Here is a 21,799-nt window from a genome sequence, read left to right on the forward strand (position 1 = left end):
TCGCCGCGCTCATGTTCCGCGCCACTTTGCGCCCCGGCGCGAAACCCCTCAAGTCGCGCTTTGCCGGCCTTGGCCGTGCGGGCCGTTATGACTCCGATGAAGGATCTGCATGTCGAAAGAGGACATGATCGAGTTCAGCGGCACCGTTGTGGAGCTGCTGCCCAACGCGATGTTTCGCGTCAAGCTCGACAACGACCACATGGTGCTGGCCCATACGAGCGGAAAAATGCGGAAGAACCGCATCCGAGTGCTGGCCGGTGACAGGGTGAACGTGGAAATGACACCCTACGACCTGACCAAGGGGCGTATCACCTTCCGCTTCAAGTAGGCTGCGGAAATGCCGGCTTCGCCTGGCAAGGTTCTGGAACGCCCCAGGCTCGTGCTCGCTTCTGCTAGCCCGAGGCGCCTGGAACTTCTCGCGCGAATCGGTGTGACACCCGATGATGTGCGACCGACCGAGATCGACGAGACTCCCCTCAAATCGGAACTCCCGCGCTCCCTCGCCATCCGGCTTGCGGCGGGGAAGGCGCTGGCGGGTGCATCGCTGACGCCGGACGCCCTGGTGCTCGCTGCCGACACGGTGGTCGGCCTGGGACGGCGCGTTCTGGGAAAGCCGGCCGATGAAGCTGAGGCCGCTCGCTTCCTGGGCCTACTTTCCGGCCGCAGGCACCGGGTCATTACGGCGGTCTGCCTGGCTCATCCGGAAGGCCAGCGAACTGCGCGTCTGGTTACCACGGTGCTTGCCTTTCAGAGATTGACCCAGGCGCAGATCGAGGACCATGTCGCGTCCGGCGAGTGGCGCGGCGTCGCTGGCGGCTATCAGATCCAGCGGCGGGCCGAGATGTATGTGCGCTTCCTCTCCGGCAGCCACTCCAATGTCGTGGGACTTCCTCTGTTCGAGACGGCCCAGTTGCTCCGCGGAGCAGGTTGGCTTCGCCCGTGACCGGCGACGCGGAGATCCGCGTCAGCGTCTCACCCGGCGAAGTGCGGGTCGCCGGCCTCCTTCGCGGCACACTTGAGGTAGCTTCCATCGAGCGGGCAGGTCAGCCTGACGGGGTGGGTGACCTGCACCTGGCGCGGGTCACGGCGATCCTGCCGGCCATGAGTGGCGCTTTCCTCCTCCTGGGCGACAATCTTACGGGCTTCCTTCCCGAGAGCGAGCTGCAACCGCCCCGCCAAGCCATCGCCAAGGCCTTGCATGAGGGTCAGACGCTGGCGGTGCGGATCATCCGCGCAGCCCAGGGCGGCAAGGGCCCCAGACTGACGGCCCGGCTGACCGCGGAGGAGCAGGCGGTTGCCCTGTCTGCCGAGAGGCGGGTACCGTGCCTCCTGAGCCGGGGCCCGAGCCCTGCATTGCGACTGGCACGAATGTGGCCAGACGCACCGCTGGTGACCGACGGGCCGGATTCAGCCGCGAGCCTTCGGAAGGCCTTGGGCACCGGGCGGGTGACCCTGCGCCTGGCTGGCGCTTTCGATCCTGAGTTGGAGGCCGATTTCGACAATCTGGCCAATCCGCGCGTGGCGCTGGAGGGTGGCGCGAGCCTACTCATCTATCCGACACCGGCGCTTACCGCCATAGATGTCGATTCTGGCAGTATTGCCGGCTCGCGAGATGCGGCGGCCCATGCGCTTCTGAATCAGGTAGCCATCAACGCCGTGGCGCGGCAGATCAGATTGCGCAACCTTGCCGGTGCCATCCTCGTGGATTTTGCAGGGCTTCCCATCCGGCGCCGCGAGTCTCTGGTGGCGCCGCTCGCCGCCGCTCTTGAAACTGATCCTTTGGACGCAAAGCTGCTCGGCATGACCCGACTCGGATTGATGGAGATCGTGCGGCCTCGCATTCACCCGCCCCTTCACGAGATTTTGGGACTACCTCCCTCCCCCCTGACGCTGGGCCTGGCTGCGATGCGGCAGGCTCTGCGCGAGGTGGCGGCGCTTCAGGGTACTGCCCTCGCCCTGGTGGCCGCGCCGGAGGTCATTCAGGCGATCAGAGCTTCGCCAGATGCGGAGGAGGCCTATCGGCGCCAGGCAGGTCGCCCGCTGCTGCTGCGGCAGGATGCGTGTCTGCGGCCGGGTCAGGAGCAGGTGATGAGGGTAGAGGGATGAAGCCGCAGCAAGAACCGCCTCGGCGCGGCCGCCGGTGCCCGATCTGCAGCCGCGCTCTCACCAGCCCAGGCGCCCGCTTCTGCTCGGACCGCTGCTCGAACGTCGATCTCGGGCGTTGGCTGAACGGCGACTACGCCATCCCCGTCCGGGACGATCCCGATGGCGAAACTGAGACCGAATCCTGAGCCCCGTATGGGTGGACAGGGTGCCGACCTTCGGCTATCACGCGCGCCTCTGCCACGGCGGACCGCAAGGTCCGACCCGCTTGGGCCCAGGTAGCTCAGTTGGTAGAGCATGCGACTGAAAATCGCAGTGTCGGTGGTTCGATTCCGCCCCTGGGCACCATTCCCCGCGAACATCGCGTACTCTCCGCCGGTAGGCGCCGCAGTTCTGTCCTAAGCAGCACGCAGCAATGCACAGGCTGACCTAAGCCGCGACGTATACATTGCAGGCCGCCAAAAATTTCGATCAGGCTGACGCTGCCTGATCTGGTGTCGCTTCGGGGTCGGCTCCAAAACCGCTTGCACAGACTGTCCTGTTGCGTGACGGTCGCCATATCGGTGCTGCCCCAGAAGGACTGAACCTTGGCCTACGCGCTCCAGCAATTGATCAATGGAATCAGCCTTGGGATGATCTATGGCCTGATCGCGGTTGGCTACACGATGGTCTATGGGATCATCGGCATGATCAACTTCGCCCATGGCGACATCTTCATGGTCGGCGCATTCGTGGCGCTGGTGGCGATCCTGATGCTCATGTCGGGCGATCTGATGCATGGGCCGGCGGCAATCCTGCTGGTGCTGGTCATCTCGATGGGGTTCACGGCACTCTATGGCTGGACCGTGGAGCGCATCGCCTACAGGCCGCTGCGTGGCAGCTTTCGTCTTGCGCCGCTGATTTCCGCCATCGGCATGTCCATCGTGCTGCAGAACTTCGTCCAGGTCAGCCAAGGTGCGCGGGTCAAGCCGCTGGAACCGCAGCTGGTAGGCGGAATCGAGTTGATGCGCGACGGTAACTTCGTCGTGCAATTGTCCTACATGCAGATACTGATCATCGTCTCGACTTTGACGGTGCTCACCGTGTTCACCTGGCTCGTCACGCGGACAGCTTTGGGCAGGGCGATGCGTGCCTGTGAGCAGGACCGCAAGATGGCATCTCTCATTGGCATCAATACCGACAGGACGATCAGTCTGGCGTTCGTCATCGGTGCTGCCCTCGCCGCAGTGGCCGGCACGCTTTACTTGCTGCGCTACGGGATCGCGGATTTCTTCATGGGCTTCATAGTAGGCGTGAAGGCATTCACCGCCGCGGTTCTTGGAGGCATCGGTAGCCTTCCGGGTGCGGTACTAGGCGGATTGCTCATCGGGCTCATCGAGACGTTCTGGTCTGCCTACTTCTCCGTTCAGTACAAGGACGTAGCCGCCTTCGGTATTCTGGTACTCGCCCTTGTATTCCTGCCCACCGGCCTGCTTGGGCGGCAGGAGGTCGAGAAGGTATGACCGCTCCGGCTGCGGTCCCTGCTCTAGGAATAACGGCTCGGCTGCGGGCCGCATTGGTGGACGCCTCCAAGGCGACGGTTGTGGCCTTCGGGTTGTTCTTCATCATGGTCGGGCTCCGCACGGATGTGAGTCCGACCGGGGCCTTGTTCCTGCGCACCCGGTGGCTCGATGTGGCGTTGCTCTGTGCGGCCGTGTTCGTTTCGCGGCTCGCGCTTGCCCTCTGGCTGGGTCGCCGAAAGCCGGAGGTCGGGCCTGCCTGGCAAGCCGCCGCACTCTCCCGCGCCGGCCTGCTGTTTGGCCCTGCGCTGCTTGCCCTGGCACTGATCCTACCTTTCGTGCCGGGTATCGGCCGCTACGAATTGGACCTGGGTATCCTGGTCCTGACCTATGTGATGCTGGGCTGGGGCCTCAACATCGTCGTGGGCCTGGCCGGCCTTCTCGACCTGGGTTACGTCGCCTTCTACGCCGTCGGTGCCTACGCCTATGCGCTGTTGGCACAGTATTTCGGACTCTCGTTCTGGATCTGCCTGCCGCTCGCCGGCATCCTCGCCGCGTTCTGGGGCGTGCTGCTGGGCTTCCCGGTGCTGCGCCTGCGCGGTGACTACCTGGCTATCGTGACCCTGGCCTTCGGCGAGATCATCCGGATCGTGCTGCTCAACTGGGTCGAGCTGACCGGCGGACCGAACGGCATTTCCGGCATCCCCCGCCCCACTTTTTTTGGACTGCCCTTCAGCATGAGCGGCGGCCCGCAGACCTTTGCAGGATTCTTCGGCCTTGAGCCGAGCCCGTCGCACCGGGTCATCTTCCTCTACTACTTGATCCTGGCGCTTGCTCTGCTGACCAACTGGGTCGCCATCCGCATCCGCAGGCAGCCGATTGGCCGGGCGTGGGAGGCGCTGCGGGAAGACGAAATCGCCTGCCGCGCACTCGGCATCAACATCACCAACACCAAGCTCACGGCCTTCGCCCTTGGCGCCATGTTTGCAGGCTTTGCCGGGGCCTTCTTCGCCACGCGACAGGCCTTCATCAGCCCGGAGAGCTTCACCTTCATCGAATCGGCCATCATTCTGGCGATCGTCGTCCTGGGCGGGCTCGGTAGCCAGATCGGCATTGCGGTAGCAGCGATCGTCATGATCGGCGGTTTCGAGCTGTTCCGAGACCTGGACGAGTACCGGATGCTGGTTTTCGGAGCCGCCATGGTGGTCATCATGGTGCTGCGGCCACGTGGGCTTGTTGGCTCCCGCGCCCCCAGCGTGTTGCTGGGTGAGCAGCGCCGCATCGATGCCCGCTTCGTTGGCGAGGGCCGCGGATGAACGCGTCCAGACAGCACCAGCCCGGGGCCGAGATCCTGCGCGTAGATGGGATCAGCATGCGGTTCGGTGGGCTCCTGGCCGTCGACGCCGTGGATTTCCAGGTGCAGCGCGGCAGCATCACCGCTCTGATCGGGCCTAACGGCGCCGGCAAGACCACGGTCTTCAACTGCATCACCGGCTTTTACCGCCCGACCGGAGGCCAGATCAGCCTTCGACGTTCCGACGGCAGCATTGCCAGCCTGCACAGGCTCAAGGACCACCGGATCGCCCGCGCCGGCGTCGCCCGCACCTTTCAGAACATCCGGCTATTCGCGGGCATGACGGTGCTGGAGAACCTGCTCATCGCACAACACGTCAAGCTGCAGAAGGCGACCGGCTTCGGCATTGGCGCCATGCTTGGCTTTCCTGGCTACCGCGCCGCGGAGGCGGAGGCGATTGACCGCGCGGTGGAATGGCTGCGGGCAATCAACCTGCTGGATCGTGCGGATGACGCCGCCGGCGGCCTGCCCTATGGCGCGCAGCGTCGTCTGGAGATTGCGCGGGCGATGTGCACGATGCCTGCGCTGCTCTGCCTTGACGAACCGGCAGCGGGGCTGAACCCGCGGGAATCAGACGATCTGGCCAAGCTGCTTGTCAGCATCCGCGACGGCACGGCCACACGCAGCGCTGCCACCTCCATCCTGCTGATCGAGCATGACATGGGCATTGTCATGCGGATCTCAGACCATGTTGTCGTACTGGATCACGGCCGGAAAATCGCCGAAGGCACGCCGGAGCAGATCCGCAGCGACCGCCATGTCATCGCCGCCTATCTTGGCGAGGATGAGGACGCGGCATGAAGACGACGATGCTGGAGGTCGACAACCTGGCGACCGGCTACGGTGCGGTCCAGGCCCTGAAGGGCGTGTCCCTGCATGTAGACCGAGGCGAGATTGTCACCTTGATCGGCGCCAACGGGGCCGGCAAATCGACCCTGCTGATGAGCATCTGCGGTGATCCTCGCGCAAGGTCTGGCCGCATCATGCTGGATGGCGAGGACATAACTGCAAAGCCGACGCATGAGATCATGAGGAGCGGCGTCGCGCAGTCTCCTGAGGGGCGGCGCATCTTCCCACGCATGTCTGTACTGGAGAATCTGGTCCTGGGTGCGCAGGCCGCCGGCCAGGACCCCGCCCAGCAATTGCCGCGCGTATTCGACCTGTTCCCCCGCCTTCGGGAACGCCAGTCACAGCGCGGTGGCACCCTCTCCGGTGGCGAACAGCAGATGCTCGCGATAGGACGCGCGCTGATGTCGCGGCCGCGTTTGCTTCTTCTGGATGAACCATCTCTCGGACTGGCACCCCTGATATCGCGCCAGATCTTCGCCACAATCCGCGACCTGAATGAGCGTGAGGGGCTGACCGTGCTGCTGGTCGAGCAGAATGCGAACCAGGCGCTCCGCCTTGCCCATCGGGGCTACGTACTGGTTACCGGACGCATCACGATGAGTGGCAGCGGTGCGGAACTGCTGGCGCGGCCGGAGATTCGCGACGCTTACCTGGGCGGCGGCCACTGATCCGAGCGGTCAATCCGGAAAGCCGGCCAATGCCCTGACCTCAGCCGGGCTGGCGCCGCGGGCACTGAGGTCGCGTAGCGTCGGCGCCCCGTCGCGCTTCGACAGACGACGGCCGGCAGCATCGGCGAGCAGCGGATGATGCGCGTAGCGTGGCTCCGGCCAGTTCATCAGCCGCTGCAGCAGGCGGTGCAGGTCTGTCGCCGGCAGCAGATCCTCGCCACGGGTGACCAACGTCACGCCATCCTCTGCGTCATCATGGGTCACACACAGATGGTAGCTCGCAGGAACCTCCTTGCGCGCCAACACCACATCCCCGAACTGGGCCGGGTTGCACGCAATCCGGCCCCGCGTTGCTTCCTCGAAGGTGAGTGGCCCGTCTAGGCAGGCCAGCGCGCGCGACATGTTCAACCGCAGCGCGTGCGGTTCCCCGCTCGCCAAGCGAGCCGCCACCTTCGCCGGCGGAAGCCGTAGGCAAATACCCGGGTAGAGCGGTCCATCAGGTCCGTGCGGCGCCGAGGCGCTAGCAGCGATCTCGCGCGCGATCTCGCTGCGCGTGCAGAAGCAAGGGAACAGGAGGCCACGCTCTCGCAAGGACAGAAGCGTGCGCCGGTAGTCAGCCATATGACGCGACTGAATACGCACCGGCCCATCCCAGTCGAGCCCAAGCCAGCGCAGATCCTCCAGGATCGCCTCCGTAAATTCCGGCCGGCAGCGGGTGCTGTCGATATCCTCGATCCGCAGCAGGAAGCGCCCCCTCCCCTGTCGCGCCGTCCGCCATGCCACCAGAGCCGCGTGGGCGTGTCCGAGATGAAGGAAGCCAGTCGGGCTAGGGGCGAAGCGCGTGACTGGGGGGCGGGTCGCGGTCATGCTCCAGATGGCGTAGCCGAACCGCGGGAATCGGAGCAAGCATGGCAACTGGTCTTGATGGTCCGCGCTGGGGGCCGGCTGCGGGCGGCGCACCCCGTCACCTCGTGCTTCTGCTGCATGGGGTGGGCGCCGATGGTTTCGACCTGATCGACCTGGCACCCGGCTGGGGCAAGGCGGTGCCTGAAGCGCTGTTTATTGCGCCACATGGGCCCGAGCCCTGCGACCTCGCGCCCTATGGTCGGCAGTGGTTCAGCCTGCAGGATCGGTCCGAAGCCATGATGCTGGCTGGCGTGGAGGCCGCAGCATCGGGGCTGGCCGCCGCCATTGCCGAGACCCTGCAGGAGCTGGGTCTGACGCACCAGGACCTGGCCCTCGTCGGCTTCAGCCAGGGCGCCATGACGGCGCTGCAACTCGGGCTACGCCATCCACCCGGTTGCGCTGCCATCCTCGCCTATTCCGGGGCGATGTTGGCGCCCGCCTTGCTCCCGCCGCCACCGGAACCGCAGCCGGCCATCCTTCTTGTCCATGGCGAGGCTGATGAGGTAGTTCCTGCCGAGGCCAGCCGCATCGCGGAACGCACCCTGACCGGCGCTGCCTACGTGGTCGAGAGCGTGTTATGCCCCGGCCTCGGCCACGGCATCGACGACACCGGCATCAGCCTTGGCGCGCTTACCCTGCAGCGCGCTCTCCGGGGCAGGGCGGCATGACCGATACATGAAAGCATCCATTCTGCAGGTTGCACCGGCGCGACGGCACTGGCATGAAGATCAGGTCAACGCGGCGCTGCCACAGTATCTGGGGCTTGCCTAACGTTACGAGCACCAGATTTGTCCAGTGTCGCCATTCATAGGAGTGGCGCTTGCCTGACGGCGGACACTTCCAGCTTGGTCAGTCATTTCCCGCGCTCGTGCTGAACGCGGATTTCCGACCGCTGTCGTATTTCCCCCTCTCGGTCTGGGCCTGGCAGGACGCGGTCAAGGCGGTTTTCCTCGACCGTGTGTCGGTGCTGTCCGAATATGAGACGGAAGTCCACTCGCCACGTGTGACGATGCGGCTGCCCAGCGTGATCGCGCTGAAGGATTACATTCCCGCCGCCCGGCGCCCGGCCTTCACCCGCTTCAACGTGTTCCTGCGCGACAGCTTCGAATGCCAGTATTGTGGCGAGGGCCGTCCCACCCAGGATCTGACCTTCGATCACGTTATCCCGCGCAGCCGTGGGGGCCGCACGACGTGGGATAACGTGATCACCGCCTGCGGCCCCTGCAATTTGCGGAAGAGCAACAAGCTGCCGCGCGAGTGCCGCATGTTCCCTCGCCAGGTGCCACGCCAGCCGACCAGCTGGGAGTTGCAGGAGAATGGCCGCTCCTTCCCACCGAACTACCTGCATGAAAGCTGGCGGGACTACCTGTACTGGGACAGCGAGCTGGAGAGTTAAGCGGCCGGTTTCAGACGCGCTCGCTCACCTTGATCGCCACCTTGCACCCAACCTTGATTGCGGCGCTGAGCAGCCGGTAGGCTGGCGTCAGTTCCGCCTCATTCGCCAGACCGATTTCGCGATGTTCGAGTTCCTCGGCGCGAAAGCGCTCAATGTCCTCGCGCAGCGGCGTTTCGTCGTCACCCAGCGTCGCGGCCTGGTCTCGGTAGTGCTCATCGATCGCCTCCTCCACCGCAACGGTGCAGGCCATGGCAGCCCGGTGTCCCATCAGGGCCGTCCCGACCCCCAGCAGGAAGCCCGCGACATGCCAGATCGGCAAGATGGCGGTCGGGCGCACGCGGCGTTCGGCGATCAGACGGCTGAAGGTGTCGAGGTGGACCTGCTCCTGCGCCTTCATATGCTCCAGGATCGGGCCGAAGCGCGTGCGGCCAAGCACGGCAATCTGCCCTTCATAGATGCGCTTCGCCCCGTACTCTCCCGCATGATCCACGCGGATTGTGCGGCTGACATAGTCACGCGGGGTCGGGTCGCCCGGCAGGCGACCCTCCACGGTCTCTCGGCTCGGCATCAGAACCTCCTCTCGCGAAGCGCCTGGCGCAGCGTCCAGATGGTCAGCAGCGCTGCATAGATCAGGTTCATCGCCGCGACGGAAAGGGGCAGGCCAGGGAACAGATAGGCCGGCTCATCACAGGGCTTGGTGGGCAGCGGCGCCATGTTCAGTAGAAGGTCGTCGACGCTGGTTCCGGCCCCGACGCCGGGCGCCAGGCAGGCCGGCAGCGGCGATGGCCACCAGCCCTGCTCCACACCCACATGCAGCGCCGCGATCGCTGCCGAGACGGCGATGGCCAGCCCCACTCCGCCGAGCAGCCAGGCTCGCCACCGCGGCGGCGCCGCCAGGGCCAGCAGGGCAAGCCCGGCCGCCACCCAATAGGGCCAGCGTTGCCAGAGGCAGAGGGCGCAGGGTGCGAGGCCCGGCCAATACTCGAAGCCCATGGCTGCAAGCGGCGCCGCCGCAGCCAGGATCGCGATGATGAGGGGAAGTGCCATGACCCGATTCATCCGCCAGCACGCTGGCCGCGGCAACTGGACCCTTGGACGGCGCGGCCATACCGTAACGGCGTATCCTGAGGGGAATCGCCGACATGCTGCGCATCTGGGGCCGTGCCAACTCGTCGAACGTCATGAAGGTCCTGTGGCTTTGCGAGGAGCTCGGCCTGCCCTTCGAGCGGATCGACGCCGGCGGCGCCTTCGGCAAGACGCGCGAGCCCGTTTATCTCGCCATGAACCCAAACGCGCTGGTCCCCACCATTGTGGAAGCGGATGGATTTGCCCTGTGGGAAAGCAACGCCATCCTGCGCTATCTGGCGCGGTCGCGAGCGCCCGGCAATCCGATTTACCCTGCCGATCTGCGCCTCGCCGCCGATTGCGACCGCTGGATGGATTGGCAGGTGGCAGCGGTGAATCGGCCGATGACCGCGGTTTTCTTCACCTACGTCCGCATCCCGGAAGCGGATCGTGACTGGCCCGCCACCCAGAAGGCGCGTAGCGAGGCGGAGACGCTCTGGGCCATGCTCGACAAGCACTTGGCTGGGCGCCCCTTCATCACCGGCGAAGACTTCACCCTCGCCGACATCGCGCTGGGTATCTACGCGCATCGCTGGTTTACCCTGCCGATCGAGCGGGCGGAGATGCCGAACCTGCGTGGTTGGTACGACCGCCTGCTGCTCCGCCCCGGCTGTGCCAAATATGCCTCCGGCCCGCTGACCTGACGCCTCAGCGGCTGGCGCCCGGGGTCCAGGTCACATCCCGCGCGCCATTGCCGTTGAGCCGGCGCGACAGCACGAAGAGGTGGTCCGAGAGACGGTTCAGATAGCGGATCACGGCGGGGTTAACTGCGTCCGCGGTCGCGAGGGAAACGACATCCCGCTCTGCCCGGCGCACAATGGTGCGGGCAAGGTGGGCATGGGCCGCACCGGCGCTGCCGCCCGGTAGAACGAAGCTCCGCAGCGGCGGGACCAGCGCGTTCATCTCGGCCAGTTCAGCTTCCAGCCGCAGACACTGTGTGTCGCTCACCCGCAGCCTGTCCGCTCCCACACCGGGCACGCACAGATCCGCGCCGAGGTCGAACAGATCGTTCTGGATGCGGGCCAGCATGGCGTCGGCCACCCGGTCACCCTCCAGATGCAGACGCACCAATCCGATCACGGCATTGGCCTCATCCACCGTGCCATAGGCCGCCACGCGCAGCGCATCCTTCCGCACCCGGGACCCGTCGCCGAGCGAGGTCTCCCCGGCGTCACCGCCACGGGTCGTGATTACATCCAACCTTACCATCGTCGGTCTCCTTCGAGTTGGAAGGTGATGCCGATCGCGGTGGTGGAAAGAACCGGCTGGCCATCGCGCCGCGCCGCCTCAAACCGCCAACGGCGCACCGCCTCGATCGCAGCCTGATCGAGGGCCGGGAAGCCTGATGATGTCCTGACCCGCAAATCTGTCACACGCCCCGCCGGGTCGATCTCAACCTGCAGGGTAACACGCCCCTGCTCGTTGCGGAGCCGGCTGGCGTGCGGATAGGCCGGCGGCGCATTGGCTGCACCGGGCTGGAGGCTCGCCGGAACCACGGCGCCAAGCGCCTGCCCCGCACCCTGCGCCATCGGCACCGTCGCCGCGGCCGGGCCAGCCAAATCCGGTGACAGCGCCGCATTCCGCCCCTGTGCTGCCCTGGCCGGAGGAGTGCGCGGCGGTGGTGGAGGTGCGGCCGGCGGCGGCAGGGGTGGGGCTTCCTCCGACACCTGCTCCGCGGTGGCCGAGGGTTCCTCGCTGGGTGGGGCAGTGAGCGGGGCCGGCTCGGGCTCGGGCTCGGGCTCGGGCTCGGGCTCGGGCTCGGGCTCGGGCTCTGGCTCCGGTTGCGATCGAGGCACGGGGTCGCTGACAGCGTCTTGCTGGGTCGGCGGCGCGGCGCCCGCGGGCGCGGCGGGCACGGCCTCAGCGGAGTCCGCCGCATCACCGGCGCCCGGCACCTGCTCGGACCAGACAAGTGCCACCTGCTGCTCAGGGGTCTCCGCGACCAGGCCAGGCTGCAGGCTGACCAGCGCAACCGCGACGGCCCCATGCAGGGCCAGGGACACGCCCAGCATCGCGCCCGTGCCTGCGGGCCACGACCGAGGACGGCCGCCCCTCGTTGCCCTCACCCGTCTCGGAGCCCCGGCGCCCATGAAGCCCGTGCTATGTCCTTGATAGCGCGAGTACTAGACCGAAAAGTACTTGGCGCGGGGGTGGTGCAGCACGATGGCGCTTGTCGATTGCTCTGGGTGAAGCTGCCACTCGTCGGAGAGCGAGACGCCGATACGCTCCGACTTCAGCAGCCGCAGCAGGCCTTCCTGGTCCTCCAGCTTGGGGCAGGCTGGATAGCCGAAGGAATAGCGACCGCCGCGATAGGATTGCTGGAGCATCCGGTCCATGTCGCGGTCGTCCTCTCCGGCATAGCCCAGTTCGGCGCGGATGCGCTTGTGGACGTATTCCGCCATCGCCTCCGCCATCTCCACCGACAGGCCGTGCAGATAGAGGTAGTCCTGGTACCGGTTGTCCTCGAACCACTCCCGCGCGACGTCGGATGCCTTCTGGCCGACCGTCACCACCTGCATGCCGATCACGTCACGGCCTTCGGGCCCTTCGTCGATGTCGCGCACGAAGTCGGCGATGCACTCGCCATCCGGCTTGGGCTGGCGCGGCAGGTTGAAGCGGCAGACCTCCGTCACGCCATCCTCGGCGAACAGCACCAGGTCGTTGCCCTGGCCGGCGCATTTCCAGTAGCCGTAGATGGCCTGCGGCTTGAGGATCTTCTGTTCCTCCGCCAGCGCCAGCATGCGCTTCAGCACCGGGCGAAGTTCCTGCTTGGCCCAACCCAGGAAATCCTCCAGCGATCGGCCGGCCTTCCGGAAGCCCCACTGGAATTGGTACAGGCTGCGCTCATTGATGAAGGGAATGATCGCCTTCGGCGGCGCCTCCACCACCCGTGCGCCCCAGAAGGGCGGCACCGGCACGGCGCTTTCGGCCGCGACTCGGCGGCGCCGTTCCTGTGCATAGGCCAGGTCGACAGGCGCGAAACCGCGCGGATCGGCCTGGCCGAGCGTGCGCTTCTCGTTCTTCGCCTTACCGACGCGCTTCGCCTGCAGGGCGGAGAGATAATCCTCGAAGCCGTTGCCCATCACCTTGTCCATCAGGTGCAGGCCATCGAAGGCATCCCGCGCATAGGCCACGCGCCCGCAGGCATAGGCCTTCACGCAGTCATCCTCGACGTAGTTGCGGGTCAGCGCGGCGCCGCCGAGCATCACCGGAATGTCGATGCCCTGGCGGCTCATCTCCTCCAGGTTCTCGCGCATTACGACTGTCGACTTCACCAGCAACCCCGACATGCCGATGGCATGCGCCTTATGTTCCTTGGCGGCTGCGACGATGTCGAGCAGCGGCACCTTGATGCCAAGGTTGACCACTTTGTAGCCGTTGTTGGTCAGGATGATGTCGACCAAGTTCTTGCCGATGTCATGCACGTCGCCCTTCACCGTGCCGAGCACGATGGTACCCTTCTCCTGGCCTTCGACCTTCTCCATGAGTGGCTCGAGGTAGGCCACGGCGGCTTTCATCGTCTCCGCAGATTGCAGCACGAAGGGAAGCTGCATCTTGCCGGCACCGAACAGCTCGCCCACGACCTTCATGCCGTCCAGCAGCACGTCGTTGATGATCGACAGCGGCGTGTTGCCCTGGTCGAGCGCGACCTGCAGTTCCTCGCCCAGCCCCTTGCGGTCGCCGTCGACGATGCGGTCCTTGAGCCGGCCTTCGACCGTCTCGGCGCGGACCTTCTTGACGTTGTCGGCCGCCTTACGGCCCGAGAAGAGCTCCAGCACCTTCTGCAGCGGGTCGTAGCCCTCCCGCCTGCGATCGAAGATCAGGTCCTCGACCACCTCCACCTCCTCCGGCGGAATCTGGTGCAGCGGCTTGATCTTGGAAACGTGGACGATGGCGCCGGTCATGCCCGCCTTCACGGCGTGGTCCAGGAACACGCTGTTGAGCACGTGCCGCGCCGCCGGGTTCAGGCCAAAGGAGATGTTGGACAGGCCGAGGATGATCTGGATGTCGGGGAACTTCTCCCGGATCATGCGGATGCCGTCCAGCGTCCACAGGCCGAGCTTGCGGTCATCCTCATTGCCGGTGGCGATTGTGAAGGTCAGCGGGTCGATCAGCAGGTCGGACTGAGCCAAGCCGTACTTGTTGCAGGCAAAATCCACCAGCCGCTCGGCAATGCGAAGCTTGTCCTCGGCTGTCTTCGCCATGCCAACCTCGTCGATGGTCAGCGCGATAACCGCGGCACCGAACTTCTTGGCCAGCTTCAGGCGATCATGCGCCGCCTCCTCGCCGTCCTCGAAGTTGATCGAGTTGATGATGGGCTTGCCACCATGCAGCTTCAGCGCGGCCTCGATCACCGGCGTTTCCGTCGAGTCGATCACCAGCGGACTGTTCACGCTGCTGGTGAAGCGGCGGATGACCTCGTCCATCTCCTGCGTCTCGTTGCGGCCGACGAAGGCGGTGCAGATGTCGAGGCTGTTCGATCCCTCCGCCACCTGCTCGCGCCCGATGGCGACGCAGCCATCCCAGTCATGCGCCTCCTGGCGCTGCCGCCACAGCTTGGAGCCGTTGGCGTTGCAGCGCTCGCCGATCGAGAAGTAGCTGTTCTCCTGCCGCAGCGATGTCGCGCCATACAGGCTGGCGACGGAAGGCACCCAGATAGGCTTGCGCGGCACCGGCGCCGGCCGGTGCCGCGCACCACCCAGCTTACGCAGCAGCTGGTCCAGCGCCTGGATATGCGGGGTGGAGGTACCGCAGCAGCCGCCGATCAGGTTAAGCCCATCCTCGACGATGAAGCGTTCCATCCAGCTCGCCAGATCATTCGGCCCGAGCGGGTAATGCGTCTTGCCATCCACCAGTTCCGGCAGGCCCGCATTCGGCTGCACGCTGATCAGGCCGGGCCAGTTCTGCGACAGCCAGCGCACATGCTCCGCCATCTCCTGCGGGCCGGTGGCGCAGTTCAGGCCAATCAGCGGGACGTCGAGCGCATGTACCACCGTCGTCGCGGCCGCAATGTCCGGGCCGACAAGCAGAGTGCCGGTGGTCTCGACCGTCACCTGCACGAAGATCGGAATGTCAGACTTCGCCCGGGCGCGGGCGATCTTGGCGGCGTTCACCGCGGCCTTGATGAACAGCGTGTCCTGGTTCGTTTCGGTCAGCAACGCATCCGCGCCACCGGCGATCAGCCCCTCGCATTGCAGGACCAGCGCCGCTTCCAGCGCGTCGTAACCGATATTGCCGAGGCTCGGCAGCTTGGTGCCCGGGCCGATATCGCCGATCACCCAGCGATGCCGGCCATCGGCGAAGCTCTCCGCCGCCTCGCGCGCCAGCTCGACCGACAGCTTGTTGATCTCGAACGCCTTGTCCTCCAGCTCGAACTCACCGAGCGTCACCGGGGACCCGCCGAAACTGTTGGTCAGCACCATGTCGGCGCCAGCCTCGTAGTAGCCGCGGTGGATTTCACGAACCAGGTCGGGGCGCGAGAGGTTCAGCACCTCCGTGCAGTTCTCCTTGCCCCAGAAATCGCGGTCGACATCCAGCGTCAGTGCCTGGACGCGGCTACCCATGCCGCCGTCGCACAGCAGAACCTGGTCCTTGAGCGCGTCGAGAAGATGCGGGCGAGACATGCGGGGCATACCCTTCAGCGAGACGGGACAGGAATGGAAACCGGCTGGCGCTCGGCCAACCAAAGCCGCACAGCAAGCGGCCCATCGATGCTGCGCGCCGTACGCAGCGCACAGCCCGCGGCACCGAGCCAGCCAGCCATCTGCGCATCATCGAAACCAGGCCAACGATGTGCATGCCGGCCAAGCAGATCGGCCCGCGCATGCGGCGCAAGGTCGACAATCAACAGCAGGCCTTCGGGCCGTAGGACTCGCGCCGCCTCGGCCAGTGCAGCGGCCGGATCCTCGGCGTAGTGCAGCACCATCTGCAGCGTCACGGCATCGAAGCCCGCATCCGGCAGTGGCAGGCGATACATGTCGGCCTGGCGCACCGAGCAGTGGCTCAGCCCCCGCTCCGCCAGGCGTGCGCGCGCCAGCGCCAACATCTCCCGGCTCGCATCGACACCAAGCGCGCCGGCGCAGCGGGGCGCGAGGATCTCCAGCAGCCGGCCGGTACCACTGCCGATATCCAGCAGCCGATCGAGACGCTCGGGAAGCGCCTGGAGCAGCGCTGATTCGATCTCGGCGGCCGGCAATTCCAGCGCCCGCATTTCGTCCCAGTCCGCGCCATGGCGCCGAAATGCATCCGAGGCTGCACGCGCCCGTTCCGCCGCCAGCCTGGCCGCGGCGCGACGGTCGGCCGCCAGAAGGGGATCATCCTCCGGCAGCCGGGCCAGGATCTGGCGCGCCAGGTCGGCATCGGCCGGCAACTGGAAGAAGACGTTGGCGCCCTCCGGCATCCGCTCCAGCAAACCTGCCTCCACCAGCAGCTTCAGGTGCCGGGAAAGCCGGGGCTGCGACTGGCCGAGAATGCCGCACAGGTCCGAAACGCAGAATGAACCGCGCCCGCAAAGCGACAGCAGGCGGAGCCGCGTCGGCTCGGCGGAGGCGCGAAGCTGGGCCAGGAGATCGTCCATGCGCTTGCAAATGACATAAAGATATCCTTATGTCTAGCGCATGACTTGGTCCCTTGATGCCCGCATCCCGTTGCGTCTGCTCAGCCCGCCTCACCTGGAAGCGGCACTCCAGGGCGCGCCCGCCACAGCCCTGCTCGTGGAAGGGGTCGGGCTTGAGCAGATAGCCGCGCCAGCGGTGTTCCAGATGCCGTTCCTACCTGGTGAGCAGACGCACAAGGTGGATTGCAGTTGCTGTGCCGGCCGCGGGGCGGTGGCGGAGGCATTGGACCGGATGTTCCAGGCCCGCATCCGCGGGCGCTGCGCCTGGTTTGATCAGGTAATCGGCGTGATCGGCACCGTTGAAGCGCAGCGCGAGGTACTTGGAGCACTGGACCAGGACCCCCTAGCGCGCGCCCGATTCCGGCTCGTCTGACGCCGAAGGTTCTGCCTTCAAGCGAAGCGGGACTCGACCTTCCCGATACCGGCGAACCGCGCCGCCAGCACACTGCCCACCTGCGGCGCCTGCGCGGGCGTGAGACCCGCCACAACCAGAACAGCGCCTGCCGGAAGCCCGCCCAGGGCTCGTGCGGATGTCGCCGCCTCCAGAAAGGCCGCGTCCAGATCCAGAAGGACACCCCGTGCCCGACTATCCGCGGCACCCAGCGCAACCCGTACGTCAGATGACGGCCAGGGCCGCGACTTTCCAATGACGAGGTAGCCCAGTAACGCGAGATCCGCGATGCAGGAGGGTTCGTCGTCCGGCACCTCGGAAAAGCGGGTTGCAGCGAGGTCGATGGCCGGATGCAGGCGGGCCAGGATCGGCGGCCCGGCCTCCTCCGGTTCCAGGGAGGAAGCCAGCACCCCCAGAAGGGCCGCGGTTGCGGAGGTGTGGCGGAGCGAAGCCAACGCCACTGTCGCCGCCGCCGGCAAAAGCCGGCCCTCAGTCACCGGGCCGGCCAGGCTTGACCCGTCCGGCCGGCGCAAAATGCGAACGCCGCACGCTACATGCCCGGTCTGCTCGAGAATAGCGGCCGCAATCTCGGCGCCATCCAGCGCATCGGCCGGAGCCAGCTCGGCTGGAAAAGGCGCCAGCGGGTTGCCCGATTCCAGCGCCTCGACCAGCCATCTGGCCGCGATCTCCGCGCGACCCTCACCTTCGTTCATCAAGCGCTCAATCTAGTGGAGGAAGGTCGGGCAGTTCGGGGACCACGAAGCCACCCTCCGGGATGGACATCAAATCCTGCACCGGTCCCGTTTGCACGTGGTCATAGAGGTAGGAGGGTAGCCACGTCGCGATGCCAGGGAAAATGTAAAGCAGCGCCATGCCAACCACGACGATGCCGACGAAGGGCAGGCAGCCGGCAAAGATCTCCGTCAACCGCACCTGCGGTGGTGCAACGCCCTTCAGGTAGTAGGCGGCCATCGCGACCGGCGGAGTCATGAAGGATGTCTGCAGGTTCAGGGCCACCAGAACGCCGAAGAAGATCGGATCGACGCCGAAGGTGTCCAGCAGCGGCAGGAAGATCGGCACGAAGATCAGCACGATCTCGGACCACTCCAACGGCCAGCCGAGCAGGAAGATGATGACCTGCGTCACGATCAGGAACGTCACCGTGTTCAGGCTCAACTGGTCGACGAACAGGTTCTCGATGACGTGGTGGCCGCCGAGATAGCCGAAGACGGAGGTGAAGATGTAGGCGCCCACGAACAGCCAACAGACCATCGCTGTGGTGCGGGCGGTCAAGAAGACGCTCTCCTTCAACCGCTGGAAGCTGAGCGCATTGTACAGCAAGGCCAGCAGGATCGACCCCATCGCGCCCATCGCCGCGGCCTCGGAGGGCGTGGCCAGGCCGAACAGGATGGCGCCGAGGACCGCGCCGATCAGCGCGGCCAGCGGCACGAAGGAGGTCACCAGCGCCCAGAGGATCGTGCCAACCGGCACGTTGCGCTCCTCCGGCGGCAGCCGCGGCGCCATGTTGGGCCGCAGCGTCGCGACAGCCAGCACATAAAGCATGTACAGCAGCGCCAGCCCCAGGCCGGGGAAGAACGCAGCGGCGTAAAGACGAGCCACCGACGTGCCGGCGGTTGCCCCGTAAAGGATCAGCATGATCGAAGGCGGGATCAGGATGCCGAGGCACCCGCCCGCACAGGTGACGCCGGCCGCGAGCCGCGGATCGTAGCCAGCCCGCAGCATGGCCGGGAAGGCCAGCAGCCCCATCAGGGTGACGACGGCTCCGACGATGCCGGTGGCCGTCGCAAACAGCGCACAGGTCGCAAGAGTGGCGATCGCCAAGGCGCCCGGCAATCCGCCGGAAGCCATCTGCAGGGATCGGAACAGGCGATCGAGGATATTCGCACGCTCGATGACATAGCCCATGAAAATGAACAGCGGCACCGAGATCAGAACGTCATTCGCCATGACGGCATAGGTGCGCTGCACCAGCAGGTCGAAGACCCGCATTTCCATCGCGAGGTAGCCGAAGCCAATGCCCATCGCCATCAGCGTGAAGGCAACCGGAAAGCCGAGAAGGATGATGAAGATGAAGCTTCCCAGCATGACCATGCCAAGGACCGGGTCGCTCATGCCATCTCCCTCGCCCGGTCAGCCTCGTATTGACGGCGCGCGGCTTCCAGCGCCAACACCTCCATCTCCTCGACGTCATTCAGCTTCTGCGGCCACTCGCCCTCGCGAAGGCAGATCACGCAGCGGGCGATCTCGGCGAAGCCCTGGATGAGCACCACCACCGCGGCGAAGCAGATGACAAACTTGAAGGGCCAGATCAGCGGGCCATCCGGGCTGACCGAGGACTGCTCATTCTGTCCCAGGGAAATCAGGAAGAAATCCCAGCCATAGATGATCATGCCAATCATCGCTGGCAGGAAGAACAGGATATAGAGCGCAAGGTCGAGGCCCGCCTGCACGCGAGGCGGCGCAAGGCGATACGCGAAGTCAGCGCGCACATGGCCGCCGCGTGACAGCGTGTAGGCGCCGGCCATCATGAACAGCGTGCCGTACAGCATGTACGAGACGTCGAACGCCCAACTCGTGGGCGCCCGAAACAGGTATCGCGCGAATACCTCGTAACAGATGGCCAAGGTCAGCGCGAGAATCAGCCAGGCAAAAACCTTGCCGATCAAGGCGCTGAACCGGTCCACCGTCAGCAGAACAGCCTGCACCAATTGCCTCCTCTCGTTCCTGCCCAGATCAAGAAAGACCCGCCCCTTGGCACAGGGCGGGTCCACGCGACGCGAAGTCGCGCCGGATCAGTTCTGGCGCGCGAAGAAGTGGGTGAAGGAAATCGCGGCCGGCGCCTGGTAGCGAAGGTAGAAATTCCCTACGCGACGGCACCAGGCACGCTGGCTGTCTGTCACCTTCTTGAAGAACGGATCGCTTTCGAGGTTGGCGATCACCTGGTCCCAGGCGCGAAGCTGAGCTTCCAGGATGGGCCGGGGCGTCGGGCGCACCTGCACGCCCTGCGTCTGCGTCATCTCGATCAGGTCGCGGGAGTAGCGGTCCTGCTGCTTCCACGACATGTCGGAGGACGCAGCTTCCGACGCGTGGCGGATGATCGCCCGGATCTCCGTCGGCAGGCTCTCGAAGCGCGGCCGGTTGAACAGGATCTCGAAGGTTTCCGTGTTCTGATGGAAACTCTGGATCATGTAGTTCTTGGCGACGTCCGGGAAGCCGAGGACACGGTCGGAGGAGGGATTGTTGAACTCCGCGCCGTCGATCACGCCGCGCTCCAGCGCCGGCACGATCTCCCCACCCGGCAGGGCTGTCACGGCGGCGCCCATGGCGTTGAACAGGTCCGTCGCCAGGCCCACGGTGCGGTAGCGCAGGCCGCGCAACTGGTCGGCGCTGGTGATCGGGTTCTTGAACCAGCCGAGCGGCTGGGTCGGCATCGGCCCGGTCTGGAAGCCGACGACATTGACCCGCAGGATGTCGCGGATCAGCTCGTTGTACAGCGCCTCGCCACCGCCGTAGTGGAACCAGCCCAGATATTCATGCGCGTTGCCGAACCAGGCCGGCGGGGTGCCAAACAGGCTGAAGGCCTTGTTCTTGCCGAACCAATAGGCCGAAACGCCATGCCCGCCATCCAGCGTACCGGCCGAGACCGCGTCCAGCAGCTGGAATGCGCCGACCACGGCCCCGGCAGGCAGCAATTCCAGGCGCAGGCGCCCGCCTGCCATGGCGTTGACACGAGTAACGAAGTCATTGGCGAACTCGTGAAAGATATCACGCTGCGGCCAGGTCGATTGGAACCGCAGATTGACGGTCTGCGCGCGGCTGACATTGGGAGTGGCCAGGACGGCCGTACCTGCGGCGCCAACGGCGGCCGCCTTGAGCAGGCCACGGCGGCCAGCCCCGTGCGAGGACTTCTCGTTCATGCTTCCCTCCGGACGTGCCGTCTGCCCACTTCGGAACATTCGACGGCTTGCTTCCCTTACCTCAATAGGCATCGCCAGATTGGCACGCAACAGTTAGCTGCGGGGAGGGAATTCAGCAGCTATTTCGTGACGAAGGCCTTCTCAACCACGTAGGTCGCCGGCCGGTTGTTGGCGCCCTCAGTGAAGCCGCGCGCCTCCAGGATGGCTCGCATATCCGCGTTCATCGCCTCGCTGCCGCACAACATGGCGCGGTCACGCTCAGGAGAAAGCGCCGGCAGGCCGAGATCAGCGGTGAGTCGGCCGCTCTCGACCAGGGTGGTGGGACGGCCCTGGTTACGGAACGGCTCCCGCGTCACGCTCGGGTAATAGACCAGCTTGTCGCGCACCAGTTCGCCCAGTAGCTCATGCTCCGGTAGGTCCCGGGAGAGCAGGTCATGGTAGGCCAGTTCGGCGACCTCCCGCACTGCGTGGACGACCACCACACGCTCGAACCGGTCGTAGGTCTCAGGTTCCCGCACCAGACTAAGGAACGGGGCCAAGCCGGTGCCCGTCGCGAACAGCCACAGCGTGCCGCCAGGAATGAGGTTTTCCGTCACCAGCGTGCCCGTGGATTTGCGGCCGATCAGAACCCCGTCGCCTGGCAGGATATGCTGCAGGCGGGAGGTCAGGGGGCCGTCCTGCACCTTGATGGACAAGAACTCCAGGTGCTCCTCCCATGGCGCGCTGACAACGGAGTAGGCACGCACCAGCGGCTTGCCCTCGACCATCAGGCCGATCATGGCGAACTGGCCAGCCACGAACCGGAAGTGCGGGTCGCGCGTGCAGGTGAAGGAGAACAGCCGGTCCGTCCAATGATGGACCGTCAGGACCCGCTCCAGGAAGAACCCGGGCGGTGCGGCCACTGCGGCCGGAGGGGCGCTGGGGGAGGACATGTCGCCCCTATGCGACAAAGCA

General features: G+C 65.8%; 24 protein-coding genes and 1 tRNA gene. 13 read left to right on the top strand and 12 right to left on the bottom strand.

Annotated elements, in window-relative coordinates; translation table 11 throughout:
- Nucleotides 1-109: 109 nt before the first annotated feature.
- The 9 genes from infA (at nt 110) to HB662_RS18565 (ending at nt 6,473) form a co-directional block, all read left to right on the top strand.
- Nucleotides 110-328: a translation initiation factor IF-1 gene (gene infA, locus HB662_RS18525; protein WP_092956859.1), complete on the top strand. Its 219-nt coding sequence runs from the start codon at nt 110-112 to the stop codon at nt 326-328.
- A gap of 9 nt (nt 329-337) precedes the next feature.
- Nucleotides 338-943, top strand: coding sequence for a Maf family protein (locus HB662_RS18530; RefSeq protein ID WP_168051394.1), 606 nt, complete (start codon nt 338-340; stop codon nt 941-943).
- Nucleotides 940-2,106 carry a ribonuclease E/G gene (locus HB662_RS29975; RefSeq protein WP_168051396.1) on the top strand — a complete coding sequence of 389 codons (1,167 nt, stop codon included), beginning with the start codon at nt 940-942 and terminating at the stop codon, nt 2,104-2,106. Before HB662_RS18530 ends, HB662_RS29975 begins: the two co-directional genes overlap by 4 nt.
- Nucleotides 2,103-2,291, top strand: coding sequence for a DNA gyrase inhibitor YacG (gene yacG, locus HB662_RS18540; RefSeq protein ID WP_168051398.1), 189 nt, complete (start codon nt 2,103-2,105; stop codon nt 2,289-2,291). Before HB662_RS29975 ends, yacG begins: the two co-directional genes overlap by 4 nt.
- A gap of 84 nt (nt 2,292-2,375) precedes the next feature.
- A tRNA-Phe gene (locus HB662_RS18545) sits at nt 2,376-2,451 on the top strand.
- Between the two features lie 239 nt (nt 2,452-2,690).
- Nucleotides 2,691-3,605 (top strand): branched-chain amino acid ABC transporter permease, encoded by a 915-nt coding sequence (locus HB662_RS18550; RefSeq protein WP_168051400.1) that lies wholly within the window; start codon nt 2,691-2,693, stop codon nt 3,603-3,605.
- Nucleotides 3,606-3,661: 56 nt separating this feature from the next.
- On the top strand, nt 3,662-4,918 hold the full coding sequence (gene livM / locus HB662_RS18555) for a high-affinity branched-chain amino acid ABC transporter permease LivM (protein ID WP_456305478.1): 1,257 nt from the start codon (nt 3,662-3,664) through the stop codon (nt 4,916-4,918).
- Between the two features lie 89 nt (nt 4,919-5,007).
- Entirely contained in the window at nt 5,008-5,757 is a 750-nt protein-coding gene (locus HB662_RS18560) for an ABC transporter ATP-binding protein (protein WP_456305479.1), read from the top strand.
- Nucleotides 5,754-6,473 (top strand): ABC transporter ATP-binding protein, encoded by a 720-nt coding sequence (locus HB662_RS18565; protein WP_168051406.1) that lies wholly within the window; start codon nt 5,754-5,756, stop codon nt 6,471-6,473. Before HB662_RS18560 ends, HB662_RS18565 begins: the two co-directional genes overlap by 4 nt.
- A 9-nt stretch (nt 6,474-6,482) precedes the next feature.
- On the opposite strand, the gene gluQRS is transcribed toward HB662_RS18565, so the two are convergent.
- Complete coding sequence (gluQRS, locus tag HB662_RS18570) at nt 6,483-7,340, bottom strand: tRNA glutamyl-Q(34) synthetase GluQRS (protein WP_168051408.1); 858 nt, start codon at nt 7,338-7,340, stop codon at nt 6,483-6,485.
- Between the two features lie 41 nt (nt 7,341-7,381).
- Here gluQRS and HB662_RS18575 point away from each other — a divergent pair, with 41 nt between their 5' ends.
- Together HB662_RS18575 and HB662_RS18580 are read left to right on the top strand one after the other, a co-directional pair.
- Nucleotides 7,382-8,047: an alpha/beta hydrolase gene (locus HB662_RS18575; RefSeq protein ID WP_168051410.1), complete on the top strand. Its 666-nt coding sequence runs from the start codon at nt 7,382-7,384 to the stop codon at nt 8,045-8,047.
- 152 nt (nt 8,048-8,199) lie between these two features.
- Nucleotides 8,200-8,775, top strand: coding sequence for an HNH endonuclease (locus HB662_RS18580; RefSeq protein ID WP_168051412.1), 576 nt, complete (start codon nt 8,200-8,202; stop codon nt 8,773-8,775).
- A gap of 10 nt (nt 8,776-8,785) precedes the next feature.
- Here HB662_RS18580 and HB662_RS18585 read toward each other — a convergent pair whose 3' ends face one another.
- On the bottom strand, nt 8,786-9,343 hold the full coding sequence (locus HB662_RS18585; RefSeq protein ID WP_168051414.1) for a demethoxyubiquinone hydroxylase family protein: 558 nt from the start codon (nt 9,341-9,343) through the stop codon (nt 8,786-8,788).
- Complete coding sequence (locus HB662_RS18590) at nt 9,343-9,822, bottom strand: disulfide bond formation protein B (RefSeq protein WP_245185722.1); 480 nt, start codon at nt 9,820-9,822, stop codon at nt 9,343-9,345. Before HB662_RS18590 ends, HB662_RS18585 begins: the two co-directional genes overlap by 1 nt.
- Nucleotides 9,823-9,917: 95 nt before the next feature.
- Here HB662_RS18590 and HB662_RS18595 point away from each other — a divergent pair, with 95 nt between their 5' ends.
- Nucleotides 9,918-10,544, top strand: a complete 627-nt coding sequence (locus HB662_RS18595) for a glutathione S-transferase family protein (RefSeq protein WP_168051418.1) — start codon at nt 9,918-9,920, stop codon at nt 10,542-10,544.
- Between the two features lie 4 nt (nt 10,545-10,548).
- Here the strand turns inward: HB662_RS18595 and HB662_RS18600 are convergent, their stop codons facing one another.
- The 4 genes from HB662_RS18600 to HB662_RS18615 form a co-directional block, all read right to left on the bottom strand.
- Nucleotides 10,549-11,109 carry a cob(I)yrinic acid a,c-diamide adenosyltransferase gene (locus HB662_RS18600; RefSeq protein WP_168051420.1) on the bottom strand — a complete coding sequence of 187 codons (561 nt, stop codon included), beginning with the start codon at nt 11,107-11,109 and terminating at the stop codon, nt 10,549-10,551.
- Nucleotides 11,103-11,912: an energy transducer TonB gene (locus HB662_RS18605; protein ID WP_168051422.1), complete on the bottom strand. Its 810-nt coding sequence runs from the start codon at nt 11,910-11,912 to the stop codon at nt 11,103-11,105. Before HB662_RS18605 ends, HB662_RS18600 begins: the two co-directional genes overlap by 7 nt.
- 111 nt (nt 11,913-12,023) lie before the next feature.
- A complete protein-coding gene (metH, locus tag HB662_RS18610) occupies nt 12,024-15,524 on the bottom strand; it encodes a methionine synthase (RefSeq protein WP_168051424.1) in 3,501 nt (1,166 codons plus the stop codon).
- Between the two features lie 14 nt (nt 15,525-15,538).
- A complete protein-coding gene (locus tag HB662_RS18615; RefSeq protein WP_168051426.1) occupies nt 15,539-16,477 on the bottom strand; it encodes an ArsR/SmtB family transcription factor in 939 nt (312 codons plus the stop codon).
- Nucleotides 16,478-16,517: 40 nt separating this feature from the next.
- Here HB662_RS18615 and HB662_RS18620 point away from each other — a divergent pair, with 40 nt between their 5' ends.
- Nucleotides 16,518-16,889: a hypothetical protein gene (locus tag HB662_RS18620; protein ID WP_168051428.1), complete on the top strand. Its 372-nt coding sequence runs from the start codon at nt 16,518-16,520 to the stop codon at nt 16,887-16,889.
- A gap of 17 nt (nt 16,890-16,906) precedes the next feature.
- Here HB662_RS18620 and HB662_RS18625 read toward each other — a convergent pair whose 3' ends face one another.
- From HB662_RS18625 to HB662_RS18645, 5 genes are all read right to left on the bottom strand, one after another.
- Nucleotides 16,907-17,620 (bottom strand): hypothetical protein, encoded by a 714-nt coding sequence (locus HB662_RS18625; protein WP_168051430.1) that lies wholly within the window; start codon nt 17,618-17,620, stop codon nt 16,907-16,909.
- A 7-nt stretch (nt 17,621-17,627) separates the two neighbouring features.
- Nucleotides 17,628-19,040 carry a TRAP transporter large permease gene (locus HB662_RS18630; RefSeq protein WP_168051432.1) on the bottom strand — a complete coding sequence of 471 codons (1,413 nt, stop codon included), beginning with the start codon at nt 19,038-19,040 and terminating at the stop codon, nt 17,628-17,630.
- Nucleotides 19,037-19,633: a TRAP transporter small permease subunit gene (locus HB662_RS18635; protein ID WP_168051434.1), complete on the bottom strand. Its 597-nt coding sequence runs from the start codon at nt 19,631-19,633 to the stop codon at nt 19,037-19,039. Before HB662_RS18635 ends, HB662_RS18630 begins: the two co-directional genes overlap by 4 nt.
- An 87-nt stretch (nt 19,634-19,720) precedes the next feature.
- Nucleotides 19,721-20,845 carry a TRAP transporter substrate-binding protein gene (locus tag HB662_RS18640; protein WP_168051436.1) on the bottom strand — a complete coding sequence of 375 codons (1,125 nt, stop codon included), beginning with the start codon at nt 20,843-20,845 and terminating at the stop codon, nt 19,721-19,723.
- A 119-nt stretch (nt 20,846-20,964) separates the two neighbouring features.
- Nucleotides 20,965-21,777 carry a ferredoxin--NADP reductase gene (locus HB662_RS18645; RefSeq protein WP_168051438.1) on the bottom strand — a complete coding sequence of 271 codons (813 nt, stop codon included), beginning with the start codon at nt 21,775-21,777 and terminating at the stop codon, nt 20,965-20,967.
- Nucleotides 21,778-21,799: the final 22 nt, after the last annotated feature.

Origin of the sequence: Falsiroseomonas frigidaquae (assembly GCF_012163145.1) — a bacterium.
GTDB classification, from domain to species: Bacteria; Pseudomonadota; Alphaproteobacteria; order Acetobacterales; family Acetobacteraceae; genus Falsiroseomonas; species Falsiroseomonas frigidaquae.

Coding starts and splice junctions, on each gene's coding strand:
- HB662_RS18530 (WP_168051394.1), top strand. CDS start 338: ATGCCGGCTTCGCCTGGCAAGGTTCTGGAACGCCCCAGGCTCGTGCTC.
- HB662_RS18575 (WP_168051410.1), top strand. CDS start 7,382: ATGGCAACTGGTCTTGATGGTCCGCGCTGGGGGCCGGCTGCGGGCGGC.
- HB662_RS18565 (WP_168051406.1), top strand. CDS start 5,754: ATGAAGACGACGATGCTGGAGGTCGACAACCTGGCGACCGGCTACGGT.
- HB662_RS18605 (WP_168051422.1), bottom strand. CDS start 11,912: ATGCTGGGCGTGTCCCTGGCCCTGCATGGGGCCGTCGCGGTTGCGCTG.
- HB662_RS18640 (WP_168051436.1), bottom strand. CDS start 20,845: ATGAACGAGAAGTCCTCGCACGGGGCTGGCCGCCGTGGCCTGCTCAAG.
- HB662_RS18625 (WP_168051430.1), bottom strand. CDS start 17,620: ATGAACGAAGGTGAGGGTCGCGCGGAGATCGCGGCCAGATGGCTGGTC.
- metH (WP_168051424.1), bottom strand. CDS start 15,524: ATGTCTCGCCCGCATCTTCTCGACGCGCTCAAGGACCAGGTTCTGCTG.
- HB662_RS18630 (WP_168051432.1), bottom strand. CDS start 19,040: ATGAGCGACCCGGTCCTTGGCATGGTCATGCTGGGAAGCTTCATCTTC.
- HB662_RS18620 (WP_168051428.1), top strand. CDS start 16,518: ATGACTTGGTCCCTTGATGCCCGCATCCCGTTGCGTCTGCTCAGCCCG.
- HB662_RS18590 (WP_245185722.1), bottom strand. CDS start 9,822: ATGGCACTTCCCCTCATCATCGCGATCCTGGCTGCGGCGGCGCCGCTT.
- infA (WP_092956859.1), top strand. CDS start 110: ATGTCGAAAGAGGACATGATCGAGTTCAGCGGCACCGTTGTGGAGCTG.
- HB662_RS18645 (WP_168051438.1), bottom strand. CDS start 21,777: ATGTCCTCCCCCAGCGCCCCTCCGGCCGCAGTGGCCGCACCGCCCGGG.
- HB662_RS18600 (WP_168051420.1), bottom strand. CDS start 11,109: ATGGTAAGGTTGGATGTAATCACGACCCGTGGCGGTGACGCCGGGGAG.
- HB662_RS18615 (WP_168051426.1), bottom strand. CDS start 16,477: ATGGACGATCTCCTGGCCCAGCTTCGCGCCTCCGCCGAGCCGACGCGG.
- gluQRS (WP_168051408.1), bottom strand. CDS start 7,340: ATGACCGCGACCCGCCCCCCAGTCACGCGCTTCGCCCCTAGCCCGACT.
- HB662_RS18585 (WP_168051414.1), bottom strand. CDS start 9,343: ATGCCGAGCCGAGAGACCGTGGAGGGTCGCCTGCCGGGCGACCCGACC.
- HB662_RS18595 (WP_168051418.1), top strand. CDS start 9,918: ATGCTGCGCATCTGGGGCCGTGCCAACTCGTCGAACGTCATGAAGGTC.
- yacG (WP_168051398.1), top strand. CDS start 2,103: ATGAAGCCGCAGCAAGAACCGCCTCGGCGCGGCCGCCGGTGCCCGATC.